The sequence below is a fragment of the Streptomyces sp. LMG1-1-1.1 genome (assembly GCF_040815545.1).
In the GTDB taxonomy this organism is placed as follows: domain Bacteria; phylum Actinomycetota; class Actinomycetes; order Streptomycetales; family Streptomycetaceae; genus Streptomyces.
Genome location: NZ_JBFPNH010000066.1, coordinates 1 through 25,219, shown reverse-complemented (window position 1 = coordinate 25,219; position 25,219 = coordinate 1). Strand labels below are relative to the sequence as shown.

Sequence of the window (25,219 nt, the reverse complement as noted above, 5' to 3'; positions counted from 1 at the left end):
GCGTTCGGCGCCCCCGCGCAGGCCCCGGCCCCCGCGCCCGCGTTCGGCGCACCGCAGGCGCCCGTGCCGCCCGCTCCCGCGCAGCCCGTCCACACGGCGCCGACGATGGTGGCGCCGATGGCTCCCGCCCCCGTCCCGCCGCCCGGGCCGGCCCCCGTCCCGTACGGGCAGCCGCCGCAGCAGCCGCAGTATGGCCAGGTTCCGGGGCAGTACCCGGGTCAGGTCCCGGGCCAGGCGCCCGGCCAGTACCCCGGTCAGGGCCAGCCGCCGCAGACACCGCCCTACGGGCAGCCCGCGCCGGCAGCGTACGGACAGCAGCCCCCGGCCTACGGGCAGCAGCCCGCCGCGTACGGCCAGCCCGGCGGCGTGCCGCAGGGCGTCCCGGCGACCGGCGCCGGACTCGCGGCCGCGCTCGCGCCGTACAAGGAGACCGCCACCGGCGCCCGCTGGACCCCGCAGAACCAGCAGCTCATGCGGGTCGACCTGGCCATGGGCGGCGTGCCCGTCCTCGCCCGGCAGGGCTCCATGGTCATGTACCAGGGCAAGGTCGACTTCGGCTACAAGGGCGCGGGCTTCGCCGGCCGGATCGTCGGCAACGCCACCGGCCAGGAGATGCAGCTGATGCGCTGCACCGGCCGCGGCCAGGTCTTCCTCGCCGAGGAAGGCGCCCACCTGCACCCGATCGAACTCCAGGGCGACGGGATCTGCGTCTCCGCCGAGAACGTGCTCGCGTTCGACGAGACCCTCCAGTACGAGGTCCGCCGCATCGAGGGCCACGGCATCCCCGGCGGCGCCCTGTTCACCATGCAGTTCCAGGGCACCGGCACGGTCGTCGTCAAGACCCACGGCGTCCCCGTCGTGCTGCCGGTGACGCCGACGACCTTCGCCGACTGCCAGGCGGTCGTCGCCTGGTCGGCCGCGTCCCAGGTCATCCTCTCCAGCCAGGTGCGGCTCCGCCGCAACGCCTACCCCGGCCACAGCGGGGAGACCGTGAACCTGCAGTTCCGGGGCGCCCCCGGCAACTTCATCGTCGTCCAGCCCTACGAGGTCTGAGGGAGCCCGAAGTCATGAACCAGCAACTCGCGGGCTACGCCCCGACCCCCGTCGCGGCCCGGATGGAGAACCACGGCCGCGCCATGCTGAAGGTCGCCATGGCCACCGGCCAGGACCTGTACGCCCGGACCGGCTCGATGGTCGCCTACGAGGGCTTCATCAGCTACGAGCCCAACCCGCCCGCCGTCCGCCAGGTCGCCCAGCAGTGGGCCACCGGCGAGGGCACGCCGATCATGAAGTGCACCGGCGACGGACTGCTCTACCTCGCCGACTACGGCGCCGACGTCGTCGTGATCAACCTCCAGAACGACTCCCTCTCGGTCAACGGCACCAACCTGCTCGCCTTCGACGCCCACCTCCAGTGGGGCGTCGAGCGGGTCAAGGGCCTCGCCAAGTTCGCCGGCCAGGGCCTGTTCAACGTGGAGATCGCCGGCACCGGCTGGGTCGCGGTCACCTCGCGCGGCACGCCGATCGTCGTCGACTGCGGCCGCGGCGAGGACGAGACGTACGTCGACCCCGACGCGCTCGTCGCCTGGTCGCCGTCGCTCAAGGTCAAGGGCAAGCGCAGCTTCAAGGCGTCCTCCCTCATCGGGCGGGGCAGCGGCGAGGCATACCAGATGGCCTTCTCGGGCCAGGGCATCGTCGTCGTACAGCCGAGCGAGGACAGCACCGACCGCCTGCGGGCCCGGGGCTGAGGGGGAGCGAGAACACACCATGCAGAGCCCGCTTTTCAACCACGCCGAGCAGCAGAGCCAGGAGCGGTACGTCATCCAGAACCCGCAGCTGCTGCGGGTCAGCCTCACCGGGCAGGACGACGTCCTCGCCCGCAAGGGCGCCATGGTCGCGTACCAGGGACTCGTCGACTTCGACGGCGAGTACAAGACCCCGAGCCAGCGGCGGGCCCAGGCCCGCACCGGTGAGGGCCTCGACCTGATGCGCTGCTCCGGCCAGGGCACGGTCTACTTCGCCAACCTCGCCCAGTACGTCCACATCGTGGAGGTCGAGCAGGAGGGCCTCACCGTCGACAGCTCCTACGTCCTGGCGCTCGACTCGACCCTCCACACCGAGGTCATCGCCGTCGACAGCCAGTACGGGATCTCCGGCTCCGGCAAGTACCAGCTCAACATCTCCGGCCGCGGCAAGGTCGCCCTGATGACCTCGGGGCAGCCGCTGATGATGCAGGTCACGCCCGACAAGTACGTCAGCGCCGACGCGGACGCGATCGTCGCCTGGTCCACCGGGCTGCGCGTCCAGATGCAGGCGCAGACCACCAACTCCAGCGTCCGCCGCCGGCGCGGCGACACCGGAGAGGGCTGGGAGCTCAGCTTCCTCGGCCAGGGCTTCGCGCTGGTGCAGCCCAGCGAGGTCATGCCCCCGCAGCACGCGGCCATCGGCCAGGGCATCGCCGCCCAGTTCGGCGCCGGACAGCACGGCGCCCACGCCCAGAACCAGAACAACGCCTGGAACTGAGCACACGGACACGGGGAAGGGGGCGGTCGCCGCGGCGACCGCCCCCTTCCCCGTCCGCTACGCCAGCCGGGCCAGCGTGGCCTCCACGAGGCGGACCACCGACGTGTCCGCCACGCCCGCCACCTCCTCGTACGGGAACCAGCGCAGGTCCAGCGACTCCTCGCTGATCTCCGCCACCGCGTCCACCGGCGCGAGCGCCGCGTACTGCACGTCCAGGTGCCAGTGGCAGGGCGCCGGGATCGGATGCCGGTCGAGCCGCACCGGACCGCCGGGCAGCAGCGTCAGGCCCGTGATCCCGGACTCCTCCGTCGCCTCGCGCAGCGCCGCCGCCTCCACCGTCGCGTCGTCCGGCTCGCAGTGGCCGCCCATCTGCAGCCACATGCCGAGCTTCTTGTGGAGCGTCAGCAGCACCCGGCCCCGCGAGGGGTCGATCACCAGCGCGCTGGACGTCAGGTGACCCGCCTCACAGGGCTTGTACATGCCGTCCGGATGCTCGGCGAGATGGGCCAGGTAGCCCTGCCGGAGCTCCTCCTGGTCCCCGTACTCCTTCAGTACGAGGACCGCGTCGTCGTACAGGGTCACTGGGCGCCGTCGTCCTTGCCCTCGTCGTCGGAGCGGCCCTCCGCCGCCTCGCCGAGCATCTTGTCGAGCTCGGAGAAGTCGAGGTGCTCGCGGTGGACGAAACCGTCGGGGTCGTCCAGGTCGGTCGCCGTCGGCAGCATGTCCGGGTGCTCCCACAGGCCGTCGCGGCCGTCGACGCCGCGCGCGTCGGTCAGCGAGGCCCACAGGCGCGCCGCGTCCCGCAGCCGCCGCGGACGCAGCTCCAGACCGATCAGCGTCGCGAACGTCTGCTCGGCGGGACCGCCCGACGCGCGGCGCCGGCGCAGCGTCTCGCGCAGCGCGTCCGCCGACGTCAACCGGGACTTCGCAGCCTCGTGGACCACCGCGTCCACCCAGCCCTCGACCAGCGCGAGCGCCGTCTCCAGCCGGGCCAGAGACGCCTTCTGCTCCGGGGTGTCCTCCGGCTGGAACATGCCCTGCTGGAGCGCCTCCTGGAGCTGCTCCGGGCGCGACGGGTCGAGCTGGCCGACCGCCTCCTCCAGCTTCGACGTGTCGACCTTGATGCCCCGCGCGTACCCCTCGACCGCGCCGAACAGGTGCGCCCGCAGCCACGGCACGTGCGCGAAGAGCCGCTGGTGGGCGGCCTCGCGCAGGGCCAGGTAGAGCCGCACCTCGTCCGAGGGCACGCCCAGGTCCTTGCCGAAGGCCTCGATGTTCAGCGGCAGCAGCGCCGCGCGGCCCGCCGGGCCGAGCGGCAGACCCACGTCGGTCGAACCGACGACCTCACCGGCGAGCGCGCCGACGGCCTGCCCGATTTGCTGGCCGAACATGGCGCCGCCCATCGAGCGCATCATGCCGATCAGCGGACCGGCCATGGCCTGCATCTCCTGCGGCAGGACGTCGCCCATCGCCGAGCCGACCCGCTCGGCGACCGGGTCCACGAGCCGCTGCCACGCCGGCAGCGTCGCCTCGACCCACTCGGCGCGGCTCCACGCCACCGCCGTACCGGCGCCGGAGGGCAGCGAGGTGACCTGGTCGAGCCACAGGTCGGCCAGGCGCACCGCCTCCTCGACCGCGGACTTCTCCGCCGGGCCCACGCTGGCGTCCTTGGTGCCGTCGGCGGTGCCCTGGGCGACCACCTGGCGCGCGATCTGCTTGGCCATGTCCCAGTTCACGGGACCGCCCTCGTAGCTCAGCATCTGCCCGAGCTGCTGGAAGGCCGCCCCCAGGTCGTTGGGGTTCAGCGAGCCGAACATCGCGGCGAACGGGTTGTCCGCACCGCCGGGGCCGCCCATGCCGGGCAGCCCGCCGAAGCCGAACGGGTTCGCCCCGAACGGGTTGCCGCCCTGGCCGCCGGACCCCTGGCCACCTCCGGCGGGGTCCTTCTTCTTGCCCTCGTCGCCGTTCTCCGGCTCCTCCGGCGGAAGGCCGAATCCGAATGGGGTGTCACTCACAGGTTTCCTCGGCTCGTAGGGCCGCCGGCCTCCTGCCGACGGCGACTGCCCGACCAGGCCTGTCAGACAGACCCGCACACCACCAGCGTAGACATCCGGGCCGGAAATGGGCTCGGTGCTCCGCCGGGCCCTGCCCTGCGGCAGGATGGACGCCACCTGGTCCGTACGCGTCATGCGGCGTACGTACTGAAGACAACCGCTGGAGACGCCCGGTGAGTTCCCCAGATCCTCAGGTTCGCGGAGCGCGAAACCCCTCAACCCGGTCCGCCGCGCGCGGCCCCGTCGTCGCGGTCACCGGCGCCGCCTCCGGTGTCGGCGACCTGCTGACCAGGAGCCTCGCCGCCTCCGACGAGGTCAAGCAGGTCATCGCCATCGACGAGCGCCGGGGCGAGGTCGCCGAGGCGCAGTGGCACATCCTCGACGTGCGCGATCCGGCCATCGCAGAGAAACTGCGCGGCGCGGACGTCGTCGTGCACCTCGCCGTCGACCTCGACCTGGAGACCGACCCCGCCGCCCGGACGGCCTACAACGTGCGCGGCACGCAGACCGTGCTCACCGCCGCCGCGGCCGCCGGCGTCCGCCGGGTGGTCCTGTGCACCTCCGCGATGGTCTACGGCGCCCTCCCCGACAACGACATCCCGCTCTCCGAGGACGCCGAGCTCAAGGCCACCGCCGAGGCCACCGGCGTCGGCGACATGCTGGAGATCGAGCGCCTCGGCCGCCGCGCGCCCCGCGCCCACCCCGGACTCAACGTCACCGTCGTCCGCCCGGCGGTCCTCGTCGGCGGTACGGACACGGCGCTGACCCGCTACTTCGAGTCGCCGCGGCTGCTCGTCGTCGCCGGGTCCCGGCCCACCTGGCAGTTCTGCCACGTCGACGACCTGGTGAGCGCCCTGGAGTACGCGGCCCTGGAGAAGGTCGACGGCGAGCTCGCCGTCGGCTGCGAGGGCTGGCTGGAGCAGGAGGAGGTCGAGGAGCTCTCCGGGATCCGGCGCATGGAGCTGCCGTCCGCCGTCGCCCTCGGCGCGGCGGCCCGCCTCCACCGCATCGGCCTCACCCCGTCCCCGGCGGGCGACCTCGCGTACACCATGCACCCCTGGGTGGTCAGCGTCGGACGGCTGCACGACGCCGGCTGGCGGCCGAAGTGGACCAACGAGGAGGTCCTCGCCGCGCTGCTCGCCGAGGCCGAGGGCCGCCACACGGTCGCCGGCCGCAGGCTGGGCCGCAAGGACGCCACGGCGGCGGGCGCCGCCGGTGCGACGGTCGCGCTGCTCGGCACGGCGGCGCTGGTCCGCCAGATGAGGAAGCGGCGCGGCTTGTAGGACCCTCCTACGGAGCGCCCCGTCCACAGGTCGAAAGGTCTCTTACCGGATGTCGGCGGCGTACGGCACCATGGGTTCATGGCGCAGACGCACGACCACCCCGGTGAGCAGGCAGCGGACGACCCGATCAAGCTGCTCGCGATCCGTGACACCCCGCTCTCCGTCGACGAGGTCTTCCGGGCCGTCGGCGACGACGCCTCCGGTGGCACGACCCTCTTCGTCGGCACCGTGCGCAACCACGACGGCGGCGCGGACGTCGACGCGCTGGGCTACTCCTGCCACCCCACCGCCGAGGCGGAGCTGCGCCGCGTCGCGGAGAAGGTCGTGGCGAACTACCCGGTCCGCGCCCTCGCCGCGGTCCACCGCGTGGGCGACCTGCGCGTGGGCGACATCGCGGTCGTCGTCGCCGTCTCCTGCCCCCACCGCGGCGAGGCCTTCGAGGCCTGCCGCAAGCTCATCGACGACCTCAAGCACGAAGTCCCCATCTGGAAGCACCAGACCTTCTCGGACGGCACCGAGGAGTGGGTGGGGGCCTGCTGAGCGGTACCCCGGAGACTGGGCGGGTCCCCCCGGCCGGAGGCTGGGGGAGGGTCGGAGCCTGCTGAAAGCGGCAAGGCGGCGCGCCGACAGGGCGTAGCCGAACGCCCGATTTGCGTAACCGGCCCCCAGGCGCGAGCGTTGATCTCACAGATGACACAGTCTGCTGATCAACTCACTGGGGATGGGAGGTCGGGATGGCAGCGCTGGCCTGGTTGCTGATTCCGCTTTTCGCAGTCGTCGGCGCGGCGATATGGGGAAGCTGGGCTTCGAGGAACAAGACCATAGGTGACGTGGCCGAACTCGCGGGCTACGCACGCTTCAGGGACGCGATGGAACGCGCCCACCCCACGGCCCCCGATTCCGCTCGGGCCGAACGCGAACCGGCCGCCGCGGCCGGCGGTGTCAGCACCTCTCCGTCGAGCTGACGCCCGGCGCCTCGTACGGACCCGCCCCAGGGGTGCACCCACAGGCGAGTCCCGTACTGTCGTTCCATGCCACGCCGCACCGCGACGATGCTCGCCTCCACCCTGGTCCTGATCTGTCTGCTCATCGCGGGCGTTCTGATCCCGGTGCCGTACGCGGAGATGAGCCCGGGCCCCACGGTCAACACCCTCGGCGAGGCCAGGGGAGAACCCGTCCTGCAGGTCTCGGGACGCAAGACCTACCCGACCGACGGTCACCTCAACATGACGACGGTCCGCGTCACGAGCGCGGACTACAAGATGAACGCCGTCGAGGCCGTCTACGGCTGGCTCGCCCACGACAACGTGGTGGTGCCGCACGACACCCTCTACCCGGACGGGAAGACCGAGGAGGAGTCGAGCCAGGAGAACGCCGAGGAGTTCAGCCAGTCCCAGGAGAGCGCCAAGGTGGCCGCGCTCGGGGAGCTGGGGATCCCGGTGGTCGCCCGGGTCGTCGTCGCCACCGTCGTGAAGGACTCCCCGGCCGAGGGCAAGCTGCACGCCGGTGACGTGATCAAGGCCGTCGACGGCGTGCCGATCAAGGAGCAGGCGGACGTCGCCAAGCAGGTGACGAAGCGCAAGCCCGGCAAGGACGTCGAGTTCACGATCGTCCCCGCCAAGGAAGCGGCCGCCGCGGAGAAGGCGCGGCGGGAGCCGAAGGTCACCCAGAAGGTCGTCATCACGACCACCACCTCGGAGGAGGGGGACAGGGCCGTCGTCGGCATCCAGGCCGGCACCGACCACGTCTTCCCGTTCACGATCGACATCAACCTGGCGGACGTCGGCGGCCCCAGCGCCGGCCTGATGTTCGCCCTCGGGATCGTCGACAAGCTCACCCCGGAGAGCCTCACCGGCGGCAGGTTCATCGCCGGCACCGGCACGATCGACGACAAGGGCGAGGTCGGCCCGATCGGCGGCATCGAGATGAAGCTGGTCGGCGCGCGGAACGCGGGCGCCGAGTACTTCCTCACCCCGGCCGACAACTGCGAGGCCGCCGCCTCGGACACGCCCGAGGGCCTCACCCTCGTCAAGGTGGACACCATCGCCGACGCCACGAAGTCGCTGGAGAAGCTCCGCAAGGGCGACACCGCGTCCCTCCCGAGCTGCTCGAAGAGCTGACGGCGGATACGCCGAAGGGGCGCCCGGTCGACACGACGGGCGCCCCTTCGGCGTATCGGACGGGTCAGGACTCGAAGGTCGCGGCCAGTGCCTCGGCGAGGCCGGGCACCAGGTCGGGGCCGGTCAGCACCTCGGTCGCGGTGTCCTTCTCGCGCAGCCGGATCGCCGCCTCGCGGCCGCCGCGGCGCAGCACCGCCACGGTCATCCGGACCTCCTGGCGGTCGGGGTGCGCGGCCACCCACTTGGCGAGCTGCTTCTCGCTCAGCCCCTGCGGCACCTGGGCCTCCGCCGACGGGGGCAGCATGAGCCGCTCCACCGTCATGGCGCAGCCGGCGACGGCGTCGGGCCAGGCGATCGTGCCGAGGAAGTCGTCGAGCGGCTTCCCGCGCGGCAGCTTGTCCTGCTCGATGGGCGTGTAGGCGGTGGCGTCGTCGCCCAGGCCGAGCTGGGAGGCGAGCTTGGGTTCCTGGGCGCGCAGCCGTGCCGTGTCGACCAGGGCGAAGAGTCGGGCCGGCTGGTCCCAGCCGAGACCCGACGCGTACTCGTCGATCTCGAGAACCACGCGGGTGAGGGGGCTGGTGGCCATCGGGGGGCCGGAGGGGGAAACGTTGGACATGACCAATATCCTGCCTCGTCTTCCCCTGAAGACGGGAACTAGGTAAAGCCTCAGTAAGTTGCACCAGTGGGCTCTACGATCGCGGGGCCTGCTTTCAGACGCATCAACATCGAGGGGCGCACGTTGGCTTTCCAGATGCCGGACCGCGGCGGGAGCCCGTCCGGGCCAAGGATGAGAGTCGGCCGGCCGTCCCGGCGGGCCCGTACCCTGCTCATGACGCTCGGCGTGCTGGCCGTCCTGGCCATGGCGTTCGTCATGTTCGCCGGGTTCTGGACGGACTGGCTCTGGTACCGCTCGGTCAAGTACTCGTCCGTGTTCACGACCACGCTGTGGACCAAGATCGGTCTCTTCGCGGTGTTCGGCCTGCTGATGGGGCTGGCCGTCGGCCTGAACATCTGGCTGGCGTACCGGCTGCGGCCGCCGCTCAGCGCGATGTCCCTGGAGCAGCAGAGCCTCGACCGGTACCGGATGGGTCTCGCCCCGTTCAAGAAGTGGGTGCTGCTGGCGGTCACCGCCCTGGTGGCCCTGATCGCCGGCGCCTCCGCCTCCGGGCAGTGGCGGACCTGGCTGATGTGGGTCAACGGGGTGAAGTTCGGGCAGAAGGACCCGCAGTTCGACCTCGACGTGTCGTTCTACGCGTTCGACCTGCCCTGGTACCGCTTCCTCCTCGCCTTCGGCTTCGCCGCCGCAGTCCTGTCGCTGATCGCCGCCGCGCTCACCCACTACCTGTACGGCGGACTGCGGATCACCAGCCCCGGTGCCCGCGCGACCGCCGCCGCCACCGGCCACCTCTCGGTGCTCCTGGGCGTCTTCGTGTCGCTGAAGGCCGTGGCGTACTGGCTCGACCGGTACGGCCTGGCGGTGAAGTCCAGCGACTTCAAGGCGACCGGCAACTGGACGGGCCTGCGGTACGTCGACGCCAACGCGTACCTGCCGGCGAAGACGATCCTGTTCTGCATCGCCGCGATCTGCGCCGTGCTGTTCTTCGCGACGCTGTGGCGCCGCACCTGGCAGCTGCCGGTGATCGGCTTCGGTCTGATGGTCCTCTCCGCGATCCTGATCGGCGGCCTGTACCCGGCCATCGTGCAGAAGTTCCAGGTCCAGCCGAACGAGCAGGCCAAGGAAGCGCCGTACATCCAGAAGAACATCGACGCGACCCGCAAGGCGTACGCGATCGACTCGACGAAGCCCGAGAACTACTCGGGCAAGTCGACGGTCAAGGCCAAGGACCAGCTGCGCACGGACGCCGACACGGCGGCCGCGTACCGCATCCTCGACCCGAACATCGTGTCGCCGACGTTCCAGCAGCTGGAGCAGAAGCGGAAGTACTACCAGTTCCCGACGACCCTGGACGTGGACCGCTACCAGGGCAAGGACACCGTCGTCGGCCTGCGTGAGCTCAACATCAAGGGCATCCCGAAGCGGAACTGGATCAACGACCACTTCACCTACACCCACGGCTACGGCGCGATCATGGCCTCGGGTACGCAGACGGACGCCAACGGCTCCCCGGTCTTCACCGAGTCCGGACTGCCGACGACGGGCTCGCTCGGCACGTACCAGCAGCGGATCTACTACGGCGAGAAGACCGACCAGTACTCGATCGTGGGCGGCCCGCAGAAGGAGCTGGACTACGAGGAGAACGGCGAGAAGACCACCAGCTACGAGGAGAAGAGCGGCGTCAGCCTCTCCAGCACCTTCAACCGCGCCGCGTACGCGGTGGCCTTCAGCGAGCCGCAGATCCTCTACTCGGGGGCCATCGGCGAGGGCTCGCGGATCCTCTACAACCGCACGCCCAAGGAGCGCGTCGAGGCCGTCGCGCCGTGGCTGACCATCGACGGCGACGCCTACCCGGCGGTCGTCGACGGCCGGATCCAGTGGATCATCGACGCCTACACGACGACCAACGGCTACCCGTACGCCTCGCGCACCACGCTCGGCGACACCACGGCCGACTCGCTGACCGTCGGCAACCAGCAGCGCACGGTCGTCGCCCAGCAGAACCAGGTCAACTACATCCGCAACTCGGTGAAGGCCACCGTCGACGCCTACGACGGCACGGTGAACCTCTACGAGTGGGACACCCAGGACCCGGTTCTCAAGACCTGGATGAAGGCCTTCCCGGACACGGTCAAGCCGAAGTCCGCCATCAAGGGCGACCTGATGGGGCACCTGCGCTACCCGCAGGACATGTTCAAGGTCCAGCGCGAGCTGCTGACCCGCTACCACGTCACCGACCCCGCGCAGTTCTACAGCGGCTCGGACGCCTGGCAGGTCCCGGACGACCCGACCAACAAGGACGGCAACGCTGTCCCGCCGTACTACCTGAGCATGAAGATGCCGGGGGACACGGCGCAGCGCTTCTCGCTGACGACGACGTTCACGCCGAACGGGCGGCCCAACCTGGGCGGTTTCATGGCGGTCGACGCCGACGCCACGAGCAAGGAGTACGGCCGGCTGAGACTGCTGCGGGTCACCGAGGACGTGCCGGGCCCGGCGCAGGTGCAGAGCAAGCTCAACGGCCTTCCGTCCGTGGCCCAGTTCGTCCGGGACATGAAGGGCGCCGACTCGGACATCCAGTACGGCAACCTGCTGACCGTCCCGCTCGACGGCGGCTTCCTGTACGTGGAGCCGGTGTACGCCCAGGGACGCAACGCGCTGTACCCGCTCCTGAAGAAGGTCGCGGTGTCGTACGTGGACGCCGACCAGCCGGACGGTGACACGACCAAGGACACCACGGTGTTCGAGGACAACCTCACCCAGGCGCTCAACGCGGTCTTCGGGGTGGAGGCGCCCAGCACGCCGACGACCCCGCCGGGCACCACCAAGCCGCCCGGGACCACCCAGCCGCCGGCGTCGAACGACGCCGCGCTCCAGCAGGCGATCTCCGACGCCCAGAAGGCGTACGACGCCGGCGAGGCCGCCCTGCAGAAGGGCGACTGGACCGCGTACGGCAAGGCGCAGGAGGACCTGCAGGCGGCCCTCCAGCGGGCCGCGGACGCGGGGGCGAAGCTCAAGACGAATCCGTCGGGCGGCTGACCTGAGGGTTTCCACTCCGCGTCGTGGTACTGTTGGTTCACCGACGCGGGGTGGAGCAGCTCGGTAGCTCGCTGGGCTCATAACCCAGAGGTCGCAGGTTCAAATCCTGTCCCCGCTACTCAGAGGACAAGGGCCCGGATCCATAAGGATCCGGGCCCTTGTCGTGTGTCGGCGTGCCGGGGGGTGCCGAAGAGCGGTAGGCAGGGGGCGAGTTGGCGTGAGGCGTGTTTGACTTGTCTCTCTGTGGGCATGTCGACAAAACGCTGAGTGACCTCACTGGCTGCGGTATACCAGGTGTGCTCGGGTTGCGGGTGGTGCGACGATGGTATTTATGGGGGACAGGGCAACTCTGTTGGAGACAGGGCGGTTTGTGCAGCGGCACGCCAGAAACGCCGCAGACGAGATCATCGAGGCAGTAGGGGCCGTCGATGCGGTCGTCGACACCACCGCCACGACCGGCGCCGGCACCACCGACGCGGACAACGAGACCGAGACCGAGACCGAGGCCCGGCACCGGCGTGCCGCCGAGCGCGGTGACCTCGCCGCGATGAGCGCCCTCGGCGCGCTGCTGCTGCGCCGCGGCGACCTCGACGGCGCCGAGCCCTACCTGCGCGGCGCCACGGCCGAGGGGGACCGGGCCGCCGCCAACAACCTCGGCGTCCTGCTGCACCAGCGCGGGTACGCCGACGAGGCCGCCGGCTGGTGGCGGGTCGCCGCCGTCGCGGGCTCCGCGCCCGCCGCCCACGCGCTCGGCCGCCACCACCGCGAGCGAGGCGACGAGCCGGCCGCCGAGTACTGGCTCCGCCAGGCCGCCGAACAGGGCCACGCCCTGGGCGCCTACGCCCTCGCCGACCTCCTGGAGCACCGCAGCGACGTCGGCGCCGAGCGCTGGCTGCGCGCCGCCGCCGAACAGGGCCACCGCGAGGCGGCCTACCGGCTCGCCCTCGCCCTGGAGCGCCGCGCCACCGAGACCGTCCGCGGCCCGCACGAGACCGGCACCCGCCTCCGGGTGCCCGCGGGCACGGGCCCCGACGCGGTCACGGGAGCCCCTCCCGCCGGGCCGGCCGTCGGCGAGCCCGGGGGAGAGCCGACCGAGGCCGAGCAGTGGTTCCGGCAGGCCGCCGCGCGCGGCCACCGGCGGGCCGCGCTCCACCTCGGCGCGATCCTGGAGCACCGCGGCGAGCTCAAGGAGGCCGGCCGCTGGTACCTCAGCTCCGCCAAGGAGGGCGAGGCCAAGGCCGCCTGCGCCCTCGGCTTCCTGCTCCGCGACGCGGGCGACGAGGAGAGCGCCGCCGTGTGGTGGCTGCGCGCCGCCCAGGACGGCGACGGCAACGCCGCCAACGCCCTGGGCGCCCTGCACGCCGCCCGGGGCGAGCAGCAGACCGCCGAGCGCTGGTACCGGGCCGCCATGGACGCCGGCGACGTCAACGGCGCCTACAACCTCGGGCTGCTCTGCGCCGCCCAGGACCGCATCCCGCAGGCCGAGCAGTGGTACCGCCGCGCCGCCTACGCGGGTCACCGCGAGGCGGCCAACGCGCTCGCCGTCCTGCTGCTCCAGGCCGGCGACGCCAACGGCGCCGAGCCCTGGTTCTCCAAGGCCGCCGAAGCCGGCAGCGTGGACGCCGCCTTCAACCTGGGCATCCTCCACGCCGGCCGCGACGACGACCGCACGGCCCTCGTCTGGTACGAGCGGGCCGCCGCCGCCGGGCACACCGAGGCCGCCCTCCAGGTCGGCATCGCCGCGCTCCGGGACGGCGACGAGCGGACCGCCGAGCGGCACCTGCGCTGCGCGGCCGGCGGCGGCAGCGCCGAGGCCGCCTTCCGGCTCGCCTCGGTACTCGACGCGCGTCGCCCCGACCCCGGCCCCGCCGTGCTCGGCGCGCCCCGCGAGGAGAAGTCCGAGTGCGAGGAGTGGTACGAGCGGGCCGCCCAGCAGGGGCACCGGCGCGCCCAGGTACGGGTCGGGATGCTGGCCGCCGGGCGCGGCGACCTCGCCGAGGCCGACCGCTGGTACCGCGAGGCGGCGGAGGCCGGCAGCCGCAACGGCGCCTTCAACCTCGGCCTGCTCCTCGCCCGCGAGGGCAGCGAGCGCGAGGCCGCCCTCTGGTGGACCCGGGCCGCCCGGGCCGGCCACGGCCGCGCCGCGCTCCGGCTCGCGCTGCTCGCGGCGCGCCGCGGCGAGCTCACCGAGGGCCGCCACTGGTGTGCCCGCGCGGTGGAGCTCGGCCCGGCCGAGGTCGCCGAGCGGGCGGCCCGGCTCAGCGAGGCGCTGCACCAGGAGCTCACCGCGTAGCGCTTCGCCGCAATGAATTTGCGCTGGTGACGGGCGACCCGTAAGGTTGGGTTCACCGACGCGGGGTGGAGCAGCTCGGTAGCTCGCTGGGCTCATAACCCAGAGGTCGCAGGTTCAAATCCTGTCCCCGCTACTCAGTAGCAACGAAGGCCCGGATCCGATCGCATCGGATCCGGGCCTTCGTCGTGTGTGCGCGTTCGCGTGTGCGGACGGGGCAAGAAGACGCCCCCGCCGTGGCGGGGGCGTCTTCTTGCGTATCGGTGTCAGGCGGTGGTGGCGCAGCTCGGGCAGATGCCCCGGTAGGTGACCTCGACGTTCGAGATCGTGAAGCCGAAGCGCTCGGTGTCCGGGAGGTCGGCCATCGGGTCGCCGGCCGGGTGCACGTCGCGGATGGCACCGCAGCGGCCGCAGACCAGGTGCTGGTGCGGCCGGTGGGCGTTGGGGTCGTAGCGCTTGGCGCGTCCGTCGGTCGCGACCTCGATGACCTCGCCGAGGGTGACCATCTCGCCCAGTGTGTTGTAGACGGTCGCCCGCGAGATCTCGGGCAGCCTCGTCACGGCACGTGCGTGGACCTCGTCCGCGGTCAGGTGCACATGGTCCCCGTCGAGGACTTCGGCCACGACACGTCGCTGCGCGGTCATCCGCCAGCCGCGTCCGCGCAGTCGTTCCAACAGGTCACTCATGAGGGCCAGCCTAACAGCCGGGGGAACGGATTCCCGAACGGGTGTGACTTTGGAAGTTCACTTGACTTAGACATTGTCTATCGTAGGATCGAATTCGGCATTGGCCAAGGGTCTCGACAGGGACCGGGGCCGACGGACAGGACTCGCAGTAATGACGCAGGAGGCGCACGTGACGCAGGGACCGCTCACCACGGAGGCCGGCGCGCCGGTCGCCGACAACCAGAACAGCGAGACGGCCGGCGTCGGCGGTCCGGTCCTGGTCCAGGACCAGCTCCTGCTCGAGAAGCTCGCCCACTTCAACCGCGAGCGCATCCCGGAGCGCGTGGTCCACGCGCGCGGTGCGGGCGCCTACGGCACCTTCACGCTCACCCGTGACGTCTCGCAGTGGACGCGGGCCAAGTTCCTCTCCGAGGTCGGCAAGGAGACGGAGACCTTCCTGCGCTTCTCCACCGTCGCGGGCAACCTCGGTGCGGCCGACGCGGTGCGCGACCCCCGCGGCTGGGCGCTGAAGTTCTACACCGAAGAGGGCAACTACGACCTCGTCGGCAACAACACCCCGGTGTTCTTCATCAAGGACGCCATCAAGTTCCCCGACTTCATCCACACCCAGAAGCGCGACCCGTACTCGGGCTCGCAGGAGGCGGACAACGTCTGGGACTTCTGGGGCCTCTCCCCGGAGTCGACCCACCAGGTCACGTGGCTCTTCGGCGACCGCGGCATCCCCGCCTCGTACCGCCACATGAACGGCTACGGCTCGCACACCTACCAGTGGAACAACGAGGCCGGCGAGGCCTTCTGGGTCAAGTACCACTTCAAGACCGACCAGGGCATCAAGAACCTCACCCAGGACGAGGCCAACCGCCTCGCCGGCGAGGACCCGGACTCGCACCAGCGCGACCTGCGCGAGGCCATCGAGCGCGGCGACTTCCCGACCTGGACCGTGCAGGTCCAGATCATGCCCGCGGCGGACGCGGCGAACTACCGCTTCAACCCGTTCGACCTCACCAAGGTGTGGCCGCACGAGGACTACCCGCCGATCGAGATCGGCAAGCTGGAGCTCAACCGCAACCCGGAGAACATCTTCGCCGAGGTCGAGCAGTCCATCTTCTCCCCGGCGCACTTCGTGCCCGGCATCGGCCCGTCCCCGGACAAGATGCTCCAGGGCCGTCTCTTCGCCTACGGCGACGCCCACCGCTACCGCGTCGGCATCAACGCCGACCACCTGCCGGTGAACCGCCCGCACGCCACCGAGGCGCGCACCAACTCCCGTGACGGCCACCTCTACGACGGCCGCCACAAGGGCGCGAAGAACTACGAGCCGAACAGCTTCGGCGGCCCGCACCAGACGGACCGGCCGCTGTGGCAGCCGACCGCCGTCTCCGGCGCCACCGGCGACCACGCCGCTCCCTCGCACGCCGAGGACAGCGACTTCGTCCAGGCGGGCAACCTCTACCGCCTGATGGCGGAGGACGAGAAGGGCCGCCTGGTCGCGAACCTGGCCGGCTTCATCGCCAAGGTCTCCCGCGACGACATCGCCGAGCGCGCGATCGACAACTTCCGCCAGGCGGACGGTGACTTCGGCAAGCGGCTCGACGCCGCGGTCCAGGCCCTGCGCGGCTGAGGGCGCTTGCCGTAGGCAGAGGGCGGGCCGGATCTCCGTACGGAGACCCGGCCCGCCCTTTCGTGTCACCCGGCGGGCCCGCTCACCCGGCCACGCTGTGCACCGGGATCCAGCAGCGGATGATGTCGCGCACGGAGACGATGCCGACGGGCCCCCGGTCGTCGAGGACCACCAGATGGCGGAACCCGCCGTGCGTCATGGCCTCGGCCGCCTCGGCCAGGGTCCAGGTCGGCGCGGCGAAGACGACGTCGCGGGTGGTGTGGGAGCCCGCGGTCTCGAGGTCGGGATCCTGGTCCCTGGCCAGGGAGTTGAGGATGTCGCGCTCGGTGAGGATCCCGAGCCCGCCGGCGTCGGCGTCGAGGACGACGGCCGCGCCGACGCGGCGCGCCGACATCAGCCGGGCCGCCTGCCGGAGGGTGTGTGCGGGGCCGATGGTGAGGACCACGGTGCTCATGGCGTCACGGACGAGCATGGACGGAGCCACCTCCTTGGTGAACCTTCAAGAAGAAGGAATTCACAAGTTCACAAGTGGGGGGACTCTCAGCGTGGCAGCGGCGTGAGGGTAGGGCAAGGGGCGCGGAGGAGCGCGCGGGGCTCGGAAGGGGGGGCCACCCGCCCGTGCTGGGGGTCCGGGGGTCGTCCCCCGGGAGGGGGCGCGCGAGGCACCCCCGTGAGCGCGGTGGGCGCCCCCACCGTGCGTGGGGGTGGCGCCCGGGAGGCATGGCGGCGCGATCAGTCCTGGGCGGCCCGCTGGTTGAGGTAGCTCAGGAGCTCGCCGTGGAGGAGGCCGTTGGAGGCGGCGGCGTTGCCGCTGTGCGGGCCGTGCCGGCCGTCGAGGCCGGTGTACGTGCCGCCGGCCTCCTGGACCACGATCGCCACCGCGGCCATGTCCCACAGGGAGAGCTCGGGCTCGGCGCAGAGGTCCACGGAGCCCTCGGCGACCATCATGTACGGCCAGAAGTCGCCGTACGCGCGGGTCCGCCAGCACGCGCGCGTGAGGTCGAGGAAGCCGTCGAGCCGGCCCTGCTCCTCCCAGCCGCTGATCGAGGAGTACGCGAAGGAGGCGTCCTCCAGGGACGCGACCTTGGACACCCCGAGCCGGGTCGCCGAGGAGAGGCTGCGGCCCGTGTACGCGCCGCTGCCCTTCGCGGCCCACCAGCGCCGGCCGAGCGCCGGGGCCGACACCACGCCCACGACGGGCTGGAAGCCCGTCTCCCCGGCCTCCATCAGCGCGATCAGGGTCGCCCAGACCGGCACCCCGCGCACGTAGTTCTTCGTGCCGTCGATCGGGTCGATCACCCAGCGGCGCGGGCCCGAGCCCTCCACGCCGTACTCCTCGCCGAGGATCGCGTCGCGGGGCCTGGCCCGCTGGAGCTGGCCGCGGATCAGTTCCTCCGCGGCCTTGTCGGCCTCGCTGACCGGGGTCATGTCCGGCTTGGTCTCGACCTGGAGGTCGAGTGCCTGGAATCGGTCCATGGTGGCCGCGTCGGCGGCATCCGCGAGGACGTGGGCGAGACGCAGATCATCGTGGTAATCGGCCATGGTCGGCACTCTATCCCCGCGGCGGGAACGCACGGAGAACCGTCCACGGGGGCTCGGCGCCCGCCCCGCCCGGGCCCCTTGACAGGGTGTGGGCGGCTGCCGAGGCTGGGCGGAGAAAGCGTTCCCTCCCGGAGGTGACGATGGCGCACGCCCGCGACGCCCTGCTCGACGCCGCGCTCGCCGCGCTCACCCACCGGTCCTGGTCCGCGATCCGCATGGCCGACCTCGCCGCCGCCGCGCGGGTGTCCCGGCAGACGCTCTACAACGAGTTCGGCAGCAAGGAGGGGCTGGCCCGCGCGCTGGTGTGCCGGGAGGTCGACGTCTATCTCCAGGGCGTCCGCGCGCTGCTCGCCGCCCCGGCCCCGCCCGCACGGAACGTCGTCGCCGTCGCCGAGTGGATCGTCACCAGGGCCGCCGTCCGCCCGGTCCTGCGGGCCCTGCTCACCGGCGCCTGGAACGAGCGGCTGCCCGAACCCCGGCCGGCCAGGCCCGGCGCCCGGCCCGCCCCCGTACCGGCCCAGCGGCGCGCCGACGCCGGGCCGCCCGCGCCCGGCGAACTCGTGGCGCGGACCGCGGCCTGTGCGGGGGAGCAATGGGCCGCCGGCTGCGAACTCGCCGTACGGATCGCGCTCAGCCACGTCGTCGCACCGCCGCCGCCGGTGACCCCCGCGCAGGCCGACCCGGACGGGCGGGAGGGTCAGTGCGCCGAGCCGGAGAGCTGGAGTCCGATGACCCCGGCGATGACCAGGCTGATCGAGACGATCTTGAGCGTGGAGACCACGTCGCCGAGGAAGACCATGCCGTAGATCGCCGTCCCGGCGGCGCCGATCCCCGTCCACACCGCGTACGCCGGGCCCACGTCCAGCTTGCGCAGGGCGAGGGTGAGGAGGCCGAAGCTGCCGAGGGCGAAGGCCGCGAAGGCGATCGTCGGCCACAGTCGGGTGAAACCGTGCGAGAGCTTCAGGCAGACCGCGAACCCCGTCTCCAGGATCCCCGCGATCACCACCAGCAGCCACGCCATCGTCAGTGCCTCCCACGCCGTCGGTGACTGCTTCGTCGCACTTGGTGCGATTATGCACTTACCGGCTGCGAGCAGGTGTAAACGCCGTGGGCTCAGTCGCCCTCGCGTCGCTCCCGGGTCGCGAGCAGCCGCCGCAGCGACACGAGCCGCGCCGGATCGGCGTGCCCCTCCGCCACGTACGCGTCGAGCGCGCAGTCCTGCTCGTCGTGGCTGCACGCGCGCGGGCAGTTCTCCGTGCCCGGTTCCAGGTCGGGGAAGGCGTGGATGACGCGCGACGGGTCGACGTGGTGCAGACCGAAGGAGCGGACGCCGGGGGTGTCGATGACCCAGCCGCCCTCCTTGTCGTCGAGCGGCAGGGCGAGCGCCGAGGTGGTGGTGTGCCGGCCGCGGCCGGTGACCGCGTTGACCACGCCGGTCGTACGCCGGCGCTCCGGCGGGACCAGGGCGTTCACCAGGGTCGTCTTGCCCACGCCGGAGTGGCCCACGAACGCGGTCGTCCGGCCCTTGAGGTGCTCGTGGACCCGGTCGGCGGCCACCCCGTCGACGAACTCGTCGCGGGTGGTGACCACGTACGGCACGCCCAGCGCCCCGTACATCTCCAGGAGCGAGTCGGGCGACGCCAGGTCCGACTTGGTCAGGACGAGGAGCGGGGTGAGCCCGCCGTCGTAGGCGGCGACCAGGCAGCGGTCGATCAGCCGGGGCCGCGGCTCGGGGTCGGCGAGCGCGGTGACGATCGCCAGCTGGTCGGCGTTGGCGACGACCACCCGCTCGTACGGGTCGTCGTCGTCGGCCGTGCGCCGGAGCACCGAGCTGCGCTCGCTGATCCGCACGATCCGGGCCAGGGTGTCCCGCTCGCCGGAGAGGTCGCCGACGATCGAGACCCGGTCGCCGACCACGGCGGCCTTGCGGCCCAGTTCGCGCGCCTTCATCGCCGTGATGATCCGGTCGTCGACCAGGCAGGTCAGCCGCCCGCGGTCGACGGTGAGGACCATGCCCTCGACGGCGTCCTCGTGCTTGGGGCGGATGGTCGTACGGGGACGGGTGCCCTTGCGGTTGGGCCGCTGGCGGATGTCGTCCTCGTCGGTGTGCTTGCCGTAACGCCGCATGACTCAGACCCCGAGCATTTCGGTCCACATCCCGGGGAAGTCCGGCAAGGTCTTCGCCGTCGTCGCCACGTCCTCGATCAGCACGCCCTCGACCGCGAGGCCGATGAGCGCGCCCGCCGTCGCCATGCGGTGGTCGTGGTACGTGTGGAAGACGCCGCCGTGCAGCGGGCGCGGGCGGATGTGGAGACCGTCCTCGGTCTCGGTCACGTCGCCGCCCAGCTCGTTGATCTCCTTGGTGAGCGCCGCCAGGCGGTCCGTCTCGTGGAGCCGCAGATGGGCCACGCCGCGCAGGGTGGAGGGGGAGTCCGCGAGGGCCGCGAGCGCCGCGATGCCCGGGGTCAGCTCGCCGACCTCGCCGAGGTCGACGTCGATGCCGTGGATCCGGCCCGTGCCGGTGAAGGTCAGGCCCGCGTCGGTCAGCTCGCAGGAACCACCCATCTCGGTGAAGATCCGACGCAGCTCGTCGCCCGGCTGGGTGGTCCGCTCCGGCCAGTCGGGGATCGTCACCCGGCCGCCGGTCACCAGCGCGGCCGCCAGGAACGGCTGCGCGTTCGACAGGTCGGGCTCGACGACCAGGTCGCGGCCGCGCAGCGCGGAGGACGCCACCCGCCACACGTTCGGGGCGCCGCCGTGCTCCGGCTCGTCGACCTTGGCGCCGACCGCGCGCAGCATGTCGACGGTCATCCGGATGTGCGGCAGCGAGGGGAGCCGGTCGCCCACGTGCCGCACCTCGACGCCCTGGTTGAAGCGGGGCGCGGACAGCAGCAGCGCGCTGACGAACTGGGAGGACGAGGAGGCGTCGATCTCGACCGTGCCGCCGTCCAGGCCGCCGGCGCCGTGCACGGTCAGGGGCAGCGCGCCCCGGCCGTCGTCGTCGATCCGGGCGCCGAGCCCGCGGAGCGCGTCGATCACGCCGTGCAGCGGGCGCTCGTGGGAGCGGGGGTCGCCGTCGAAGCGCACCGGGCCGTCGGCGAGCGCCGCGACCGGGGGCAGGAAGCGCATGACCGTGCCGGCGTTGCCGACGTCGACGGCCGCGGGGCCGCGCAGCGGGGAGGGGATGATCCGCCAGGCCTCGCCCGACCCGTCGGGGCCCACCCCTTCCTCGATCTTCACGCCGAGGGTGCGGAGCGCCTCGGCCATCAGGAGGGTGTCGCGGGAGCGCAGCGGGCGGCGCAGCCAGCCGGGCTCGGAGGCGAGCGCGGCGAGCACCAGGGCCCGGTTGGTGACCGACTTCGATCCGGGCACGGTGACGGTCGCGTCGACGGCGCCGCGGGCGTACGGGGCGGGCCAGAGGTCGGTGGGCGGGTCGGTGTGCGCGGAAGCTGCTGCGGTCATGTCCTCACTGTACGGGGGTGTCAGAACCGCACGAGCCAGCGGCAGCCGCCGATCAGGCAGCAGATCGAGACCGTGTGGAAGAAGAGGAGCCACACCCCTGCGGGCACGTGGGTGAGGTCCGCGAGCTGGTCCGCGTCCGAGTCGGGGGCGCCGCCGTGCCGCCGCTTCGCCTGGAGCTCGAAGGCCGGGCGGACGCCGCCGAGGAGCAGGAACCACACGACCGCGTAGGCGAAGACCGACTGGACGTCGGGGCCGGTCAGCCAGGAGACGAGGAGGAAGGCGGCGCCCGTCAGGACGACGGTGAGGATCCCGAACGCGTTGCGGACCATCACCAGCATGGCCAGGAGCAGCGCGGTCGCGGCCCACAGCAGCAGGGTGACGTGGCGGGTGCCGAGCAGGGCGGCGCCGCCGAGGCCGAGCAGCGGGGCGGCCGGGTATCCGGCGGCCAGGGTGAGGACCACGCCGACGCCGGTCGGGCGGCCGCGGGTCACGGTCAGCCCGCTGGTGTCCGAGTGCAGCCTTATCGCCTCGAGGCGGCGTCCGGTGGCGAGGGCGACGAGTCCGTGGCCGCCCTCGTGGGCGATCGTGATCGCGTTGCGGGCCGGCAGCCAGAGGGTGCGGAACACGACCAGGGCCAGCGCGCAGCCGGCGGTGACGTAGACGATCCACTGCTCGGGAGCGGGCTGGGTGCCGAGGATTTCGGTCATTTCGCGGTCGGCTCCTCGGTGGTGTTCGGGATCGTGGCAGTGTGGCACGTATGTGCGGACGGTTTGCAGCGAGTCGGCGGCCCGAGGACCTCGTCGGGCTCTTCGGGGTGGAGAAGTGGGAGCCGGAGGAGACCCTGGCACCCGACTGGAACGTGGCGCCCACCAAGGAGGTCTGGGCGGTCCTGGAGCGCCCTGTGAAAGACGCGGGATCCCCGCGTCCGGTTCGCCAGCTGCGCGCGCTGAAATGGGGACTCGTGCCGTCCTGGGCGAAGTCGCCGGAGGGCGCGGCCCGGATGATCAACGCGCGGGCGGAGACCGTCCACGAGAAGCCGTCCTTCAAGCGCGCGTTCACGTCCCGCCGGTGCATCCTGCCCGCCGACGGCTACTACGAGTGGGTGACCGGGGTGGCGGAGCGCGACCTGGAGGTGGAGGGGAAGAAGAAGCGGCCGCGCAAGCAGCCGTACTTCGTGACCCCGGCCGACGGCTCGGTCTTCGCGATGGCCGGGCTCTACGAGTTCTGGCGGGACGGGTCGCTGCCCGCCGAGCACCCGTCCGCCTGGTGGGTCACCTGCTCGGTGATCACCACCGAGGCCGAGACCGGACCGCTGGGCGTGGCGCCGGCCGAGGGCCCGCGCTCGCTCCACGACATCCACCCCCGGATGCCGCTGATGCTGACGGAGGAGCGCTGGGACGCCTGGCTCGACCCGGCGCGCACGGACCCCGAGGAGCTGCACGGCCTCCTCGCCCCGCCGCCGGAGGGCCTGATGCGGGCCTACCCGGTGGCCACGGCCGTCAGCAACGTCCGCAACAACGGCCCCGAACTCCTGGAGGAGCTGTCGGGGCCCGAGGTCGGCACGCTGTTCTGAGCGCCCTCGGGGACGCTCCGGACGGCAGGATGGGGGCGTGACCAAGGACGTGACACCGTACGAGACCGTTTCCACCGACGCCGGCGAGGCCCGCGTCACCTGGCACGAGGGGACGCGGCCGTGGGCCGTCCTCGCCCTCGGCCACGGCGCCGGCGGCGGCGTCGGGGCCCGCGACCTCCAGGCGCTGGCGGGCGCGCTGCCCGCGCACGGGGTGACCGTCGCCCTCGTCGAGCAGCCGTGGCGGGTCGCCGGGAAGAAGGTCGCGCCCGCGCCGAAGACCCTCGACACCGGCTGGCGCGGCGTCTGGCCCGCCCTCGCCGGGCCCGGCCTCCCGGTGATCGCGGGCGGCCGCAGCGCCGGTGCCCGGGTCGCCTGCCGGACCGGGCGGGAGCTGGGCGCGACGGCCGTCCTCGCGCTGAGCTTCCCGCTGCACCCGCCGGGCAGGCCGGAGCGTTCCCGCGCCGACGAACTCCTCGGCACCGGACTGCCCACCCTCGTCGTCCAGGGCGGCAACGACCCCTTCGGGCGGCCCGAGGAGTACCCGGACGGGCCGTACGAGCTCGTGGAGATCCCGTACGGGGACCACGGCTTCGCCCTGCCCAAGCGGGCGCCGCTCGGCCAGGAGGAGGCGCTCGCCCTCCTGGTGGACGGGGTGACCGGGTGGATCTCCGGACTCCGCTGACGCACCGCCCGGAACCGGGAATGCCGAGCGGGGGGCCGTGGTTGTTCGGTGCGTCGGTGTGAGAGCAAGGAAGAGGGAGTCCGTCGCATGGGTTCGACCATCTGCCCGGAGCGTGCGCAGGCCGCTGACCTCGACTGGACAGTGCTGCCCGCGCCCAAGGCCGCCCGGATTCGGGCGGCGGGCGGAGTGCTTCCTCGTCTATCCTCCGAAACGAGCGGGTCCGCCCCCGGGCTCGCCGCCGCGCTGGAGGAGGTGGGTCCGGTCACTGGGACCGACACAGGGACCGACGACGGCCCCGAGGAGACGACCGCGGAGCGCAACGCGCGCTTCGAGCGGGACGCCCTCGGCTACCTCGACCAGATGTACTCGGCCGCGCTGCGCATGACGCGCAACCCCGCGGACGCGGAGGACCTGGTGCAGGAGACCTACGCCAAGGCGTACGGATCCTTCCACCAGTTCCGGGAGGGCACGAACCTGAAGGCGTGGCTGTACCGGATCCTCACGAACACCTTCATCAACTCGTACCGCAAGAAGCAGCGTGAGCCCCAGCGCAGCGCCGCCGAGGAGATCGAGGACTGGCAGCTCGCCCGCGCCGAGTCGCACATGTCGACCGGTCTGCGCTCCGCCGAGTCGCAGGCCCTCGACCACCTGCCCGACTCCGACGTGAAGGAAGCGCTCCAGGCGATTCCCGAGGAGTTCCGCATCGCCGTCTATCTCGCCGATGTCGAGGGGTTTGCGTACAAGGAGATCGCGGACATCATGGGGACACCCATCGGTACGGTGATGTCCCGACTGCACCGGGGCCGCCGCCAGCTGCGCGGCATGCTCGAGGACTACGCTCGCGACCGCGGGCTCGTTCCCGCGGGCGCCGGAGAGTCGTCGAACGATCTGAAAGGCTCGGGCTCATGAGCTGCGGAGAGCCGCACGAGACGGATTGCTCAGAGGTCCTGGATCATCTCTACGAGTTCCTCGACAATGAGATGCCCGACAGCGACTGCACCAAGTTCGAGGTGCACTTCGAGGAGTGCTCCCCGTGCCTGGAGAAGTACGGCCTGGAGCAGGCGGTGAAGAAGCTCGTCAAGCGCTGCTGCGGCAGTGACGACGTCCCCACCGACCTGCGCGCCAAGGTCATGGGCCGGATCGACCTGATCCGCGCCGGGCACCTGGTGCCCGAGCAGGACATCACGGCGAGCGCCCCGGCGACGCCGGCCCCGCAGGAGTAGCACCCCCGTACCGGGGACGAAGGCCGCCGCGAGCGCTCGTGGCGGCCTCACGCATACATCAGCTTGTATCACCCGATGGTGCGAATCGCTCGTACCGCGCCGTCCGGCACCGCTCAACTCGCTAGCGTGACAGGCGTGATGGGCGTGAAGGTCATTCCGCGAGCGGCCCGCGTGTACATCGGCTGCGCCCTGCTCGGCGCCGGGGCGTGCGCCCTGCCCGCGCTGCGCCCCGGCCCGGCCGTCCCCTGGGGCACCGTCGCACTCCTCGCCGCCCTCTACGCGCTCTGCGAGCTGCCCGCCCGCTGCCGGTTCCTCGGCCGCGCGCTCGGCGGCTCCGTCCCCATGGGCACCGGCTCCTTCTTCCCCGTGCTCCTCGCCGCCGCGCTCCTCCTGCCGCCCGCCGCCGCGGTGCTCACCGCGCTGCCCGGCAGCCTCCTCGCCCGCGTCGAGGAACCCCCCGCGGGGCCGCGCCGCGCCTGGCGCGCCGCCGCCACCGCCCTCGCCG

25 protein-coding genes, 2 tRNA genes and 1 pseudogene are annotated in these 25,219 nt (G+C 72.2%); 18 read left to right on the top strand and 10 right to left on the bottom strand.

Annotation, left to right across the window (positions count from 1 at the left end; translation table 11 throughout):
- The 3 genes from MRBLMG1_RS32835 to MRBLMG1_RS32825 form a co-directional block, all read left to right on the top strand.
- On the top strand, positions 1-1,053 hold a 1,053-nt coding region (locus MRBLMG1_RS32835; protein WP_367827782.1), incomplete at its 5' end, for an AIM24 family protein.
- 14 nt (positions 1,054-1,067) lie between these two features.
- The gene (locus tag MRBLMG1_RS32830) at positions 1,068-1,748 is read left to right on the top strand and encodes an AIM24 family protein (RefSeq protein ID WP_367827781.1); all 681 of its coding nucleotides are present in this window, start codon (positions 1,068-1,070) and stop codon (positions 1,746-1,748) included.
- A gap of 19 nt (positions 1,749-1,767) precedes the next feature.
- On the top strand, positions 1,768-2,523 hold the full coding sequence (locus tag MRBLMG1_RS32825; protein ID WP_367827780.1) for an AIM24 family protein: 756 nt from the start codon (positions 1,768-1,770) through the stop codon (positions 2,521-2,523).
- 57 nt (positions 2,524-2,580) lie between these two features.
- On the opposite strand, the gene MRBLMG1_RS32820 is transcribed toward MRBLMG1_RS32825, so the two are convergent.
- Both MRBLMG1_RS32820 and MRBLMG1_RS32815 read right to left on the bottom strand, forming a co-directional pair.
- Positions 2,581-3,105, bottom strand: a complete 525-nt coding sequence (locus MRBLMG1_RS32820) for an NUDIX hydrolase (RefSeq protein ID WP_367827779.1) — start codon at positions 3,103-3,105, stop codon at positions 2,581-2,583.
- The gene (locus MRBLMG1_RS32815) at positions 3,102-4,538 is read right to left on the bottom strand and encodes a zinc-dependent metalloprotease (RefSeq protein WP_367827778.1); all 1,437 of its coding nucleotides are present in this window, start codon (positions 4,536-4,538) and stop codon (positions 3,102-3,104) included. The genes MRBLMG1_RS32820 and MRBLMG1_RS32815 overlap by 4 nt, the downstream gene beginning before the upstream one ends.
- A gap of 212 nt (positions 4,539-4,750) precedes the next feature.
- On the opposite strand from MRBLMG1_RS32815, the gene MRBLMG1_RS32810 reads away from it, so the two are divergent.
- The 4 genes from MRBLMG1_RS32810 to MRBLMG1_RS32795 all read left to right on the top strand — a co-directional run bounded on the left by MRBLMG1_RS32810 (position 4,751) and on the right by MRBLMG1_RS32795 (position 7,980).
- On the top strand, positions 4,751-5,860 hold the full coding sequence (locus tag MRBLMG1_RS32810) for an SDR family oxidoreductase (protein ID WP_367827777.1): 1,110 nt from the start codon (positions 4,751-4,753) through the stop codon (positions 5,858-5,860).
- Positions 5,861-5,938: 78 nt separating this feature from the next.
- Positions 5,939-6,400, top strand: coding sequence for a molybdenum cofactor biosynthesis protein MoaE (locus MRBLMG1_RS32805; protein WP_367827776.1), 462 nt, complete (start codon positions 5,939-5,941; stop codon positions 6,398-6,400).
- 194 nt (positions 6,401-6,594) lie between these two features.
- A complete protein-coding gene (locus MRBLMG1_RS32800) occupies positions 6,595-6,825 on the top strand; it encodes a hypothetical protein (protein WP_367827775.1) in 231 nt (76 codons plus the stop codon).
- Positions 6,826-6,891: 66 nt separating this feature from the next.
- Positions 6,892-7,980 carry a YlbL family protein gene (locus MRBLMG1_RS32795; protein ID WP_367827774.1) on the top strand — a complete coding sequence of 363 codons (1,089 nt, stop codon included), beginning with the start codon at positions 6,892-6,894 and terminating at the stop codon, positions 7,978-7,980.
- Positions 7,981-8,044: 64 nt separating this feature from the next.
- Here the strand turns inward: MRBLMG1_RS32795 and MRBLMG1_RS32790 are convergent, their stop codons facing one another.
- Positions 8,045-8,596 (bottom strand): PPA1309 family protein, encoded by a 552-nt coding sequence (locus MRBLMG1_RS32790; protein ID WP_367827773.1) that lies wholly within the window; start codon positions 8,594-8,596, stop codon positions 8,045-8,047.
- 135 nt (positions 8,597-8,731) lie between these two features.
- Between MRBLMG1_RS32790 and MRBLMG1_RS32785 the strand changes: the two genes are divergently transcribed.
- The 4 genes from MRBLMG1_RS32785 (at position 8,732) to MRBLMG1_RS32770 (ending at position 14,061) form a co-directional block, all read left to right on the top strand.
- Positions 8,732-11,635 (top strand): UPF0182 family protein, encoded by a 2,904-nt coding sequence (locus MRBLMG1_RS32785; protein ID WP_367827784.1) that lies wholly within the window; start codon positions 8,732-8,734, stop codon positions 11,633-11,635.
- Positions 11,636-11,679: 44 nt separating this feature from the next.
- A tRNA-Met gene (locus MRBLMG1_RS32780) sits at positions 11,680-11,753 on the top strand.
- Between the two features lie 204 nt (positions 11,754-11,957).
- A complete protein-coding gene (locus tag MRBLMG1_RS32775; RefSeq protein WP_367827772.1) occupies positions 11,958-13,928 on the top strand; it encodes a tetratricopeptide repeat protein in 1,971 nt (656 codons plus the stop codon).
- Between the two features lie 59 nt (positions 13,929-13,987).
- Positions 13,988-14,061: transfer RNA gene (locus MRBLMG1_RS32770), tRNA-Met, on the top strand.
- 130 nt (positions 14,062-14,191) lie between these two features.
- Here the strand turns inward: MRBLMG1_RS32770 and MRBLMG1_RS32765 are convergent.
- A complete protein-coding gene (locus MRBLMG1_RS32765; RefSeq protein ID WP_150266252.1) occupies positions 14,192-14,611 on the bottom strand; it encodes a Fur family transcriptional regulator in 420 nt (139 codons plus the stop codon).
- A gap of 151 nt (positions 14,612-14,762) precedes the next feature.
- On the opposite strand from MRBLMG1_RS32765, the gene MRBLMG1_RS32760 reads away from it, so the two are divergent.
- On the top strand, positions 14,763-16,232 hold the full coding sequence (locus MRBLMG1_RS32760) for a catalase (protein WP_367827771.1): 1,470 nt from the start codon (positions 14,763-14,765) through the stop codon (positions 16,230-16,232).
- Positions 16,233-16,314: 82 nt separating this feature from the next.
- Here the strand turns inward: MRBLMG1_RS32760 and MRBLMG1_RS32755 are convergent, their stop codons facing one another.
- Together MRBLMG1_RS32755 and hisN are read right to left on the bottom strand one after the other, a co-directional pair.
- Positions 16,315-16,704: a cyclic nucleotide-binding/CBS domain-containing protein gene (locus MRBLMG1_RS32755; protein WP_367827770.1), complete on the bottom strand. Its 390-nt coding sequence runs from the start codon at positions 16,702-16,704 to the stop codon at positions 16,315-16,317.
- A gap of 260 nt (positions 16,705-16,964) precedes the next feature.
- Complete coding sequence (gene hisN, locus MRBLMG1_RS32750; protein WP_367827769.1) at positions 16,965-17,774, bottom strand: histidinol-phosphatase; 810 nt, start codon at positions 17,772-17,774, stop codon at positions 16,965-16,967.
- 140 nt (positions 17,775-17,914) lie between these two features.
- Here hisN and MRBLMG1_RS32745 point away from each other — a divergent pair, with 140 nt between their 5' ends.
- On the top strand, positions 17,915-18,580 hold the full coding sequence (locus tag MRBLMG1_RS32745) for a TetR/AcrR family transcriptional regulator (protein WP_367827783.1): 666 nt from the start codon (positions 17,915-17,917) through the stop codon (positions 18,578-18,580).
- Here the strand turns inward: MRBLMG1_RS32745 and MRBLMG1_RS32740 are convergent.
- The 4 genes from MRBLMG1_RS32740 to MRBLMG1_RS32725 all read right to left on the bottom strand — a co-directional run bounded on the left by MRBLMG1_RS32740 (position 18,472) and on the right by MRBLMG1_RS32725 (position 21,943).
- Complete coding sequence (locus MRBLMG1_RS32740; RefSeq protein WP_017236286.1) at positions 18,472-18,795, bottom strand: DMT family transporter; 324 nt, start codon at positions 18,793-18,795, stop codon at positions 18,472-18,474. The two genes, MRBLMG1_RS32745 and MRBLMG1_RS32740, sit on opposite strands and share 109 nt — an antisense overlap.
- A gap of 92 nt (positions 18,796-18,887) precedes the next feature.
- Positions 18,888-19,901 (bottom strand): ribosome small subunit-dependent GTPase A, encoded by a 1,014-nt coding sequence (rsgA, locus tag MRBLMG1_RS32735; RefSeq protein ID WP_367827768.1) that lies wholly within the window; start codon positions 19,899-19,901, stop codon positions 18,888-18,890.
- A gap of 3 nt (positions 19,902-19,904) precedes the next feature.
- Positions 19,905-21,236, bottom strand: a complete 1,332-nt coding sequence (aroA, locus tag MRBLMG1_RS32730; RefSeq protein WP_367827767.1) for a 3-phosphoshikimate 1-carboxyvinyltransferase — start codon at positions 21,234-21,236, stop codon at positions 19,905-19,907.
- Positions 21,237-21,256: 20 nt separating this feature from the next.
- Entirely contained in the window at positions 21,257-21,943 is a 687-nt protein-coding gene (locus tag MRBLMG1_RS32725; RefSeq protein ID WP_367827766.1) for a M50 family metallopeptidase, read from the bottom strand.
- A gap of 50 nt (positions 21,944-21,993) precedes the next feature.
- Between MRBLMG1_RS32725 and MRBLMG1_RS32720 the strand changes: the two genes are divergently transcribed.
- From MRBLMG1_RS32720 to MRBLMG1_RS32700, 5 genes and pseudogenes are all read left to right on the top strand, one after another.
- Positions 21,994-22,809: an SOS response-associated peptidase gene (locus MRBLMG1_RS32720; protein ID WP_367827765.1), complete on the top strand. Its 816-nt coding sequence runs from the start codon at positions 21,994-21,996 to the stop codon at positions 22,807-22,809.
- 37 nt (positions 22,810-22,846) lie between these two features.
- Entirely contained in the window at positions 22,847-23,491 is a 645-nt protein-coding gene (locus tag MRBLMG1_RS32715; protein WP_367827764.1) for an alpha/beta family hydrolase, read from the top strand.
- Between the two features lie 252 nt (positions 23,492-23,743).
- Positions 23,744-24,400 (top strand): sigma-70 family RNA polymerase sigma factor, encoded by a 657-nt coding sequence (locus tag MRBLMG1_RS32710; protein ID WP_352186978.1) that lies wholly within the window; start codon positions 23,744-23,746, stop codon positions 24,398-24,400.
- Positions 24,397-24,714 (top strand): mycothiol system anti-sigma-R factor, encoded by a 318-nt coding sequence (gene rsrA / locus MRBLMG1_RS32705; RefSeq protein ID WP_367827763.1) that lies wholly within the window; start codon positions 24,397-24,399, stop codon positions 24,712-24,714. The genes MRBLMG1_RS32710 and rsrA overlap by 4 nt, the downstream gene beginning before the upstream one ends.
- 138 nt (positions 24,715-24,852) lie before the next feature.
- Positions 24,853-25,219: pseudogene (locus tag MRBLMG1_RS32700) on the top strand (metal-dependent phosphohydrolase); the annotation flags it as partial.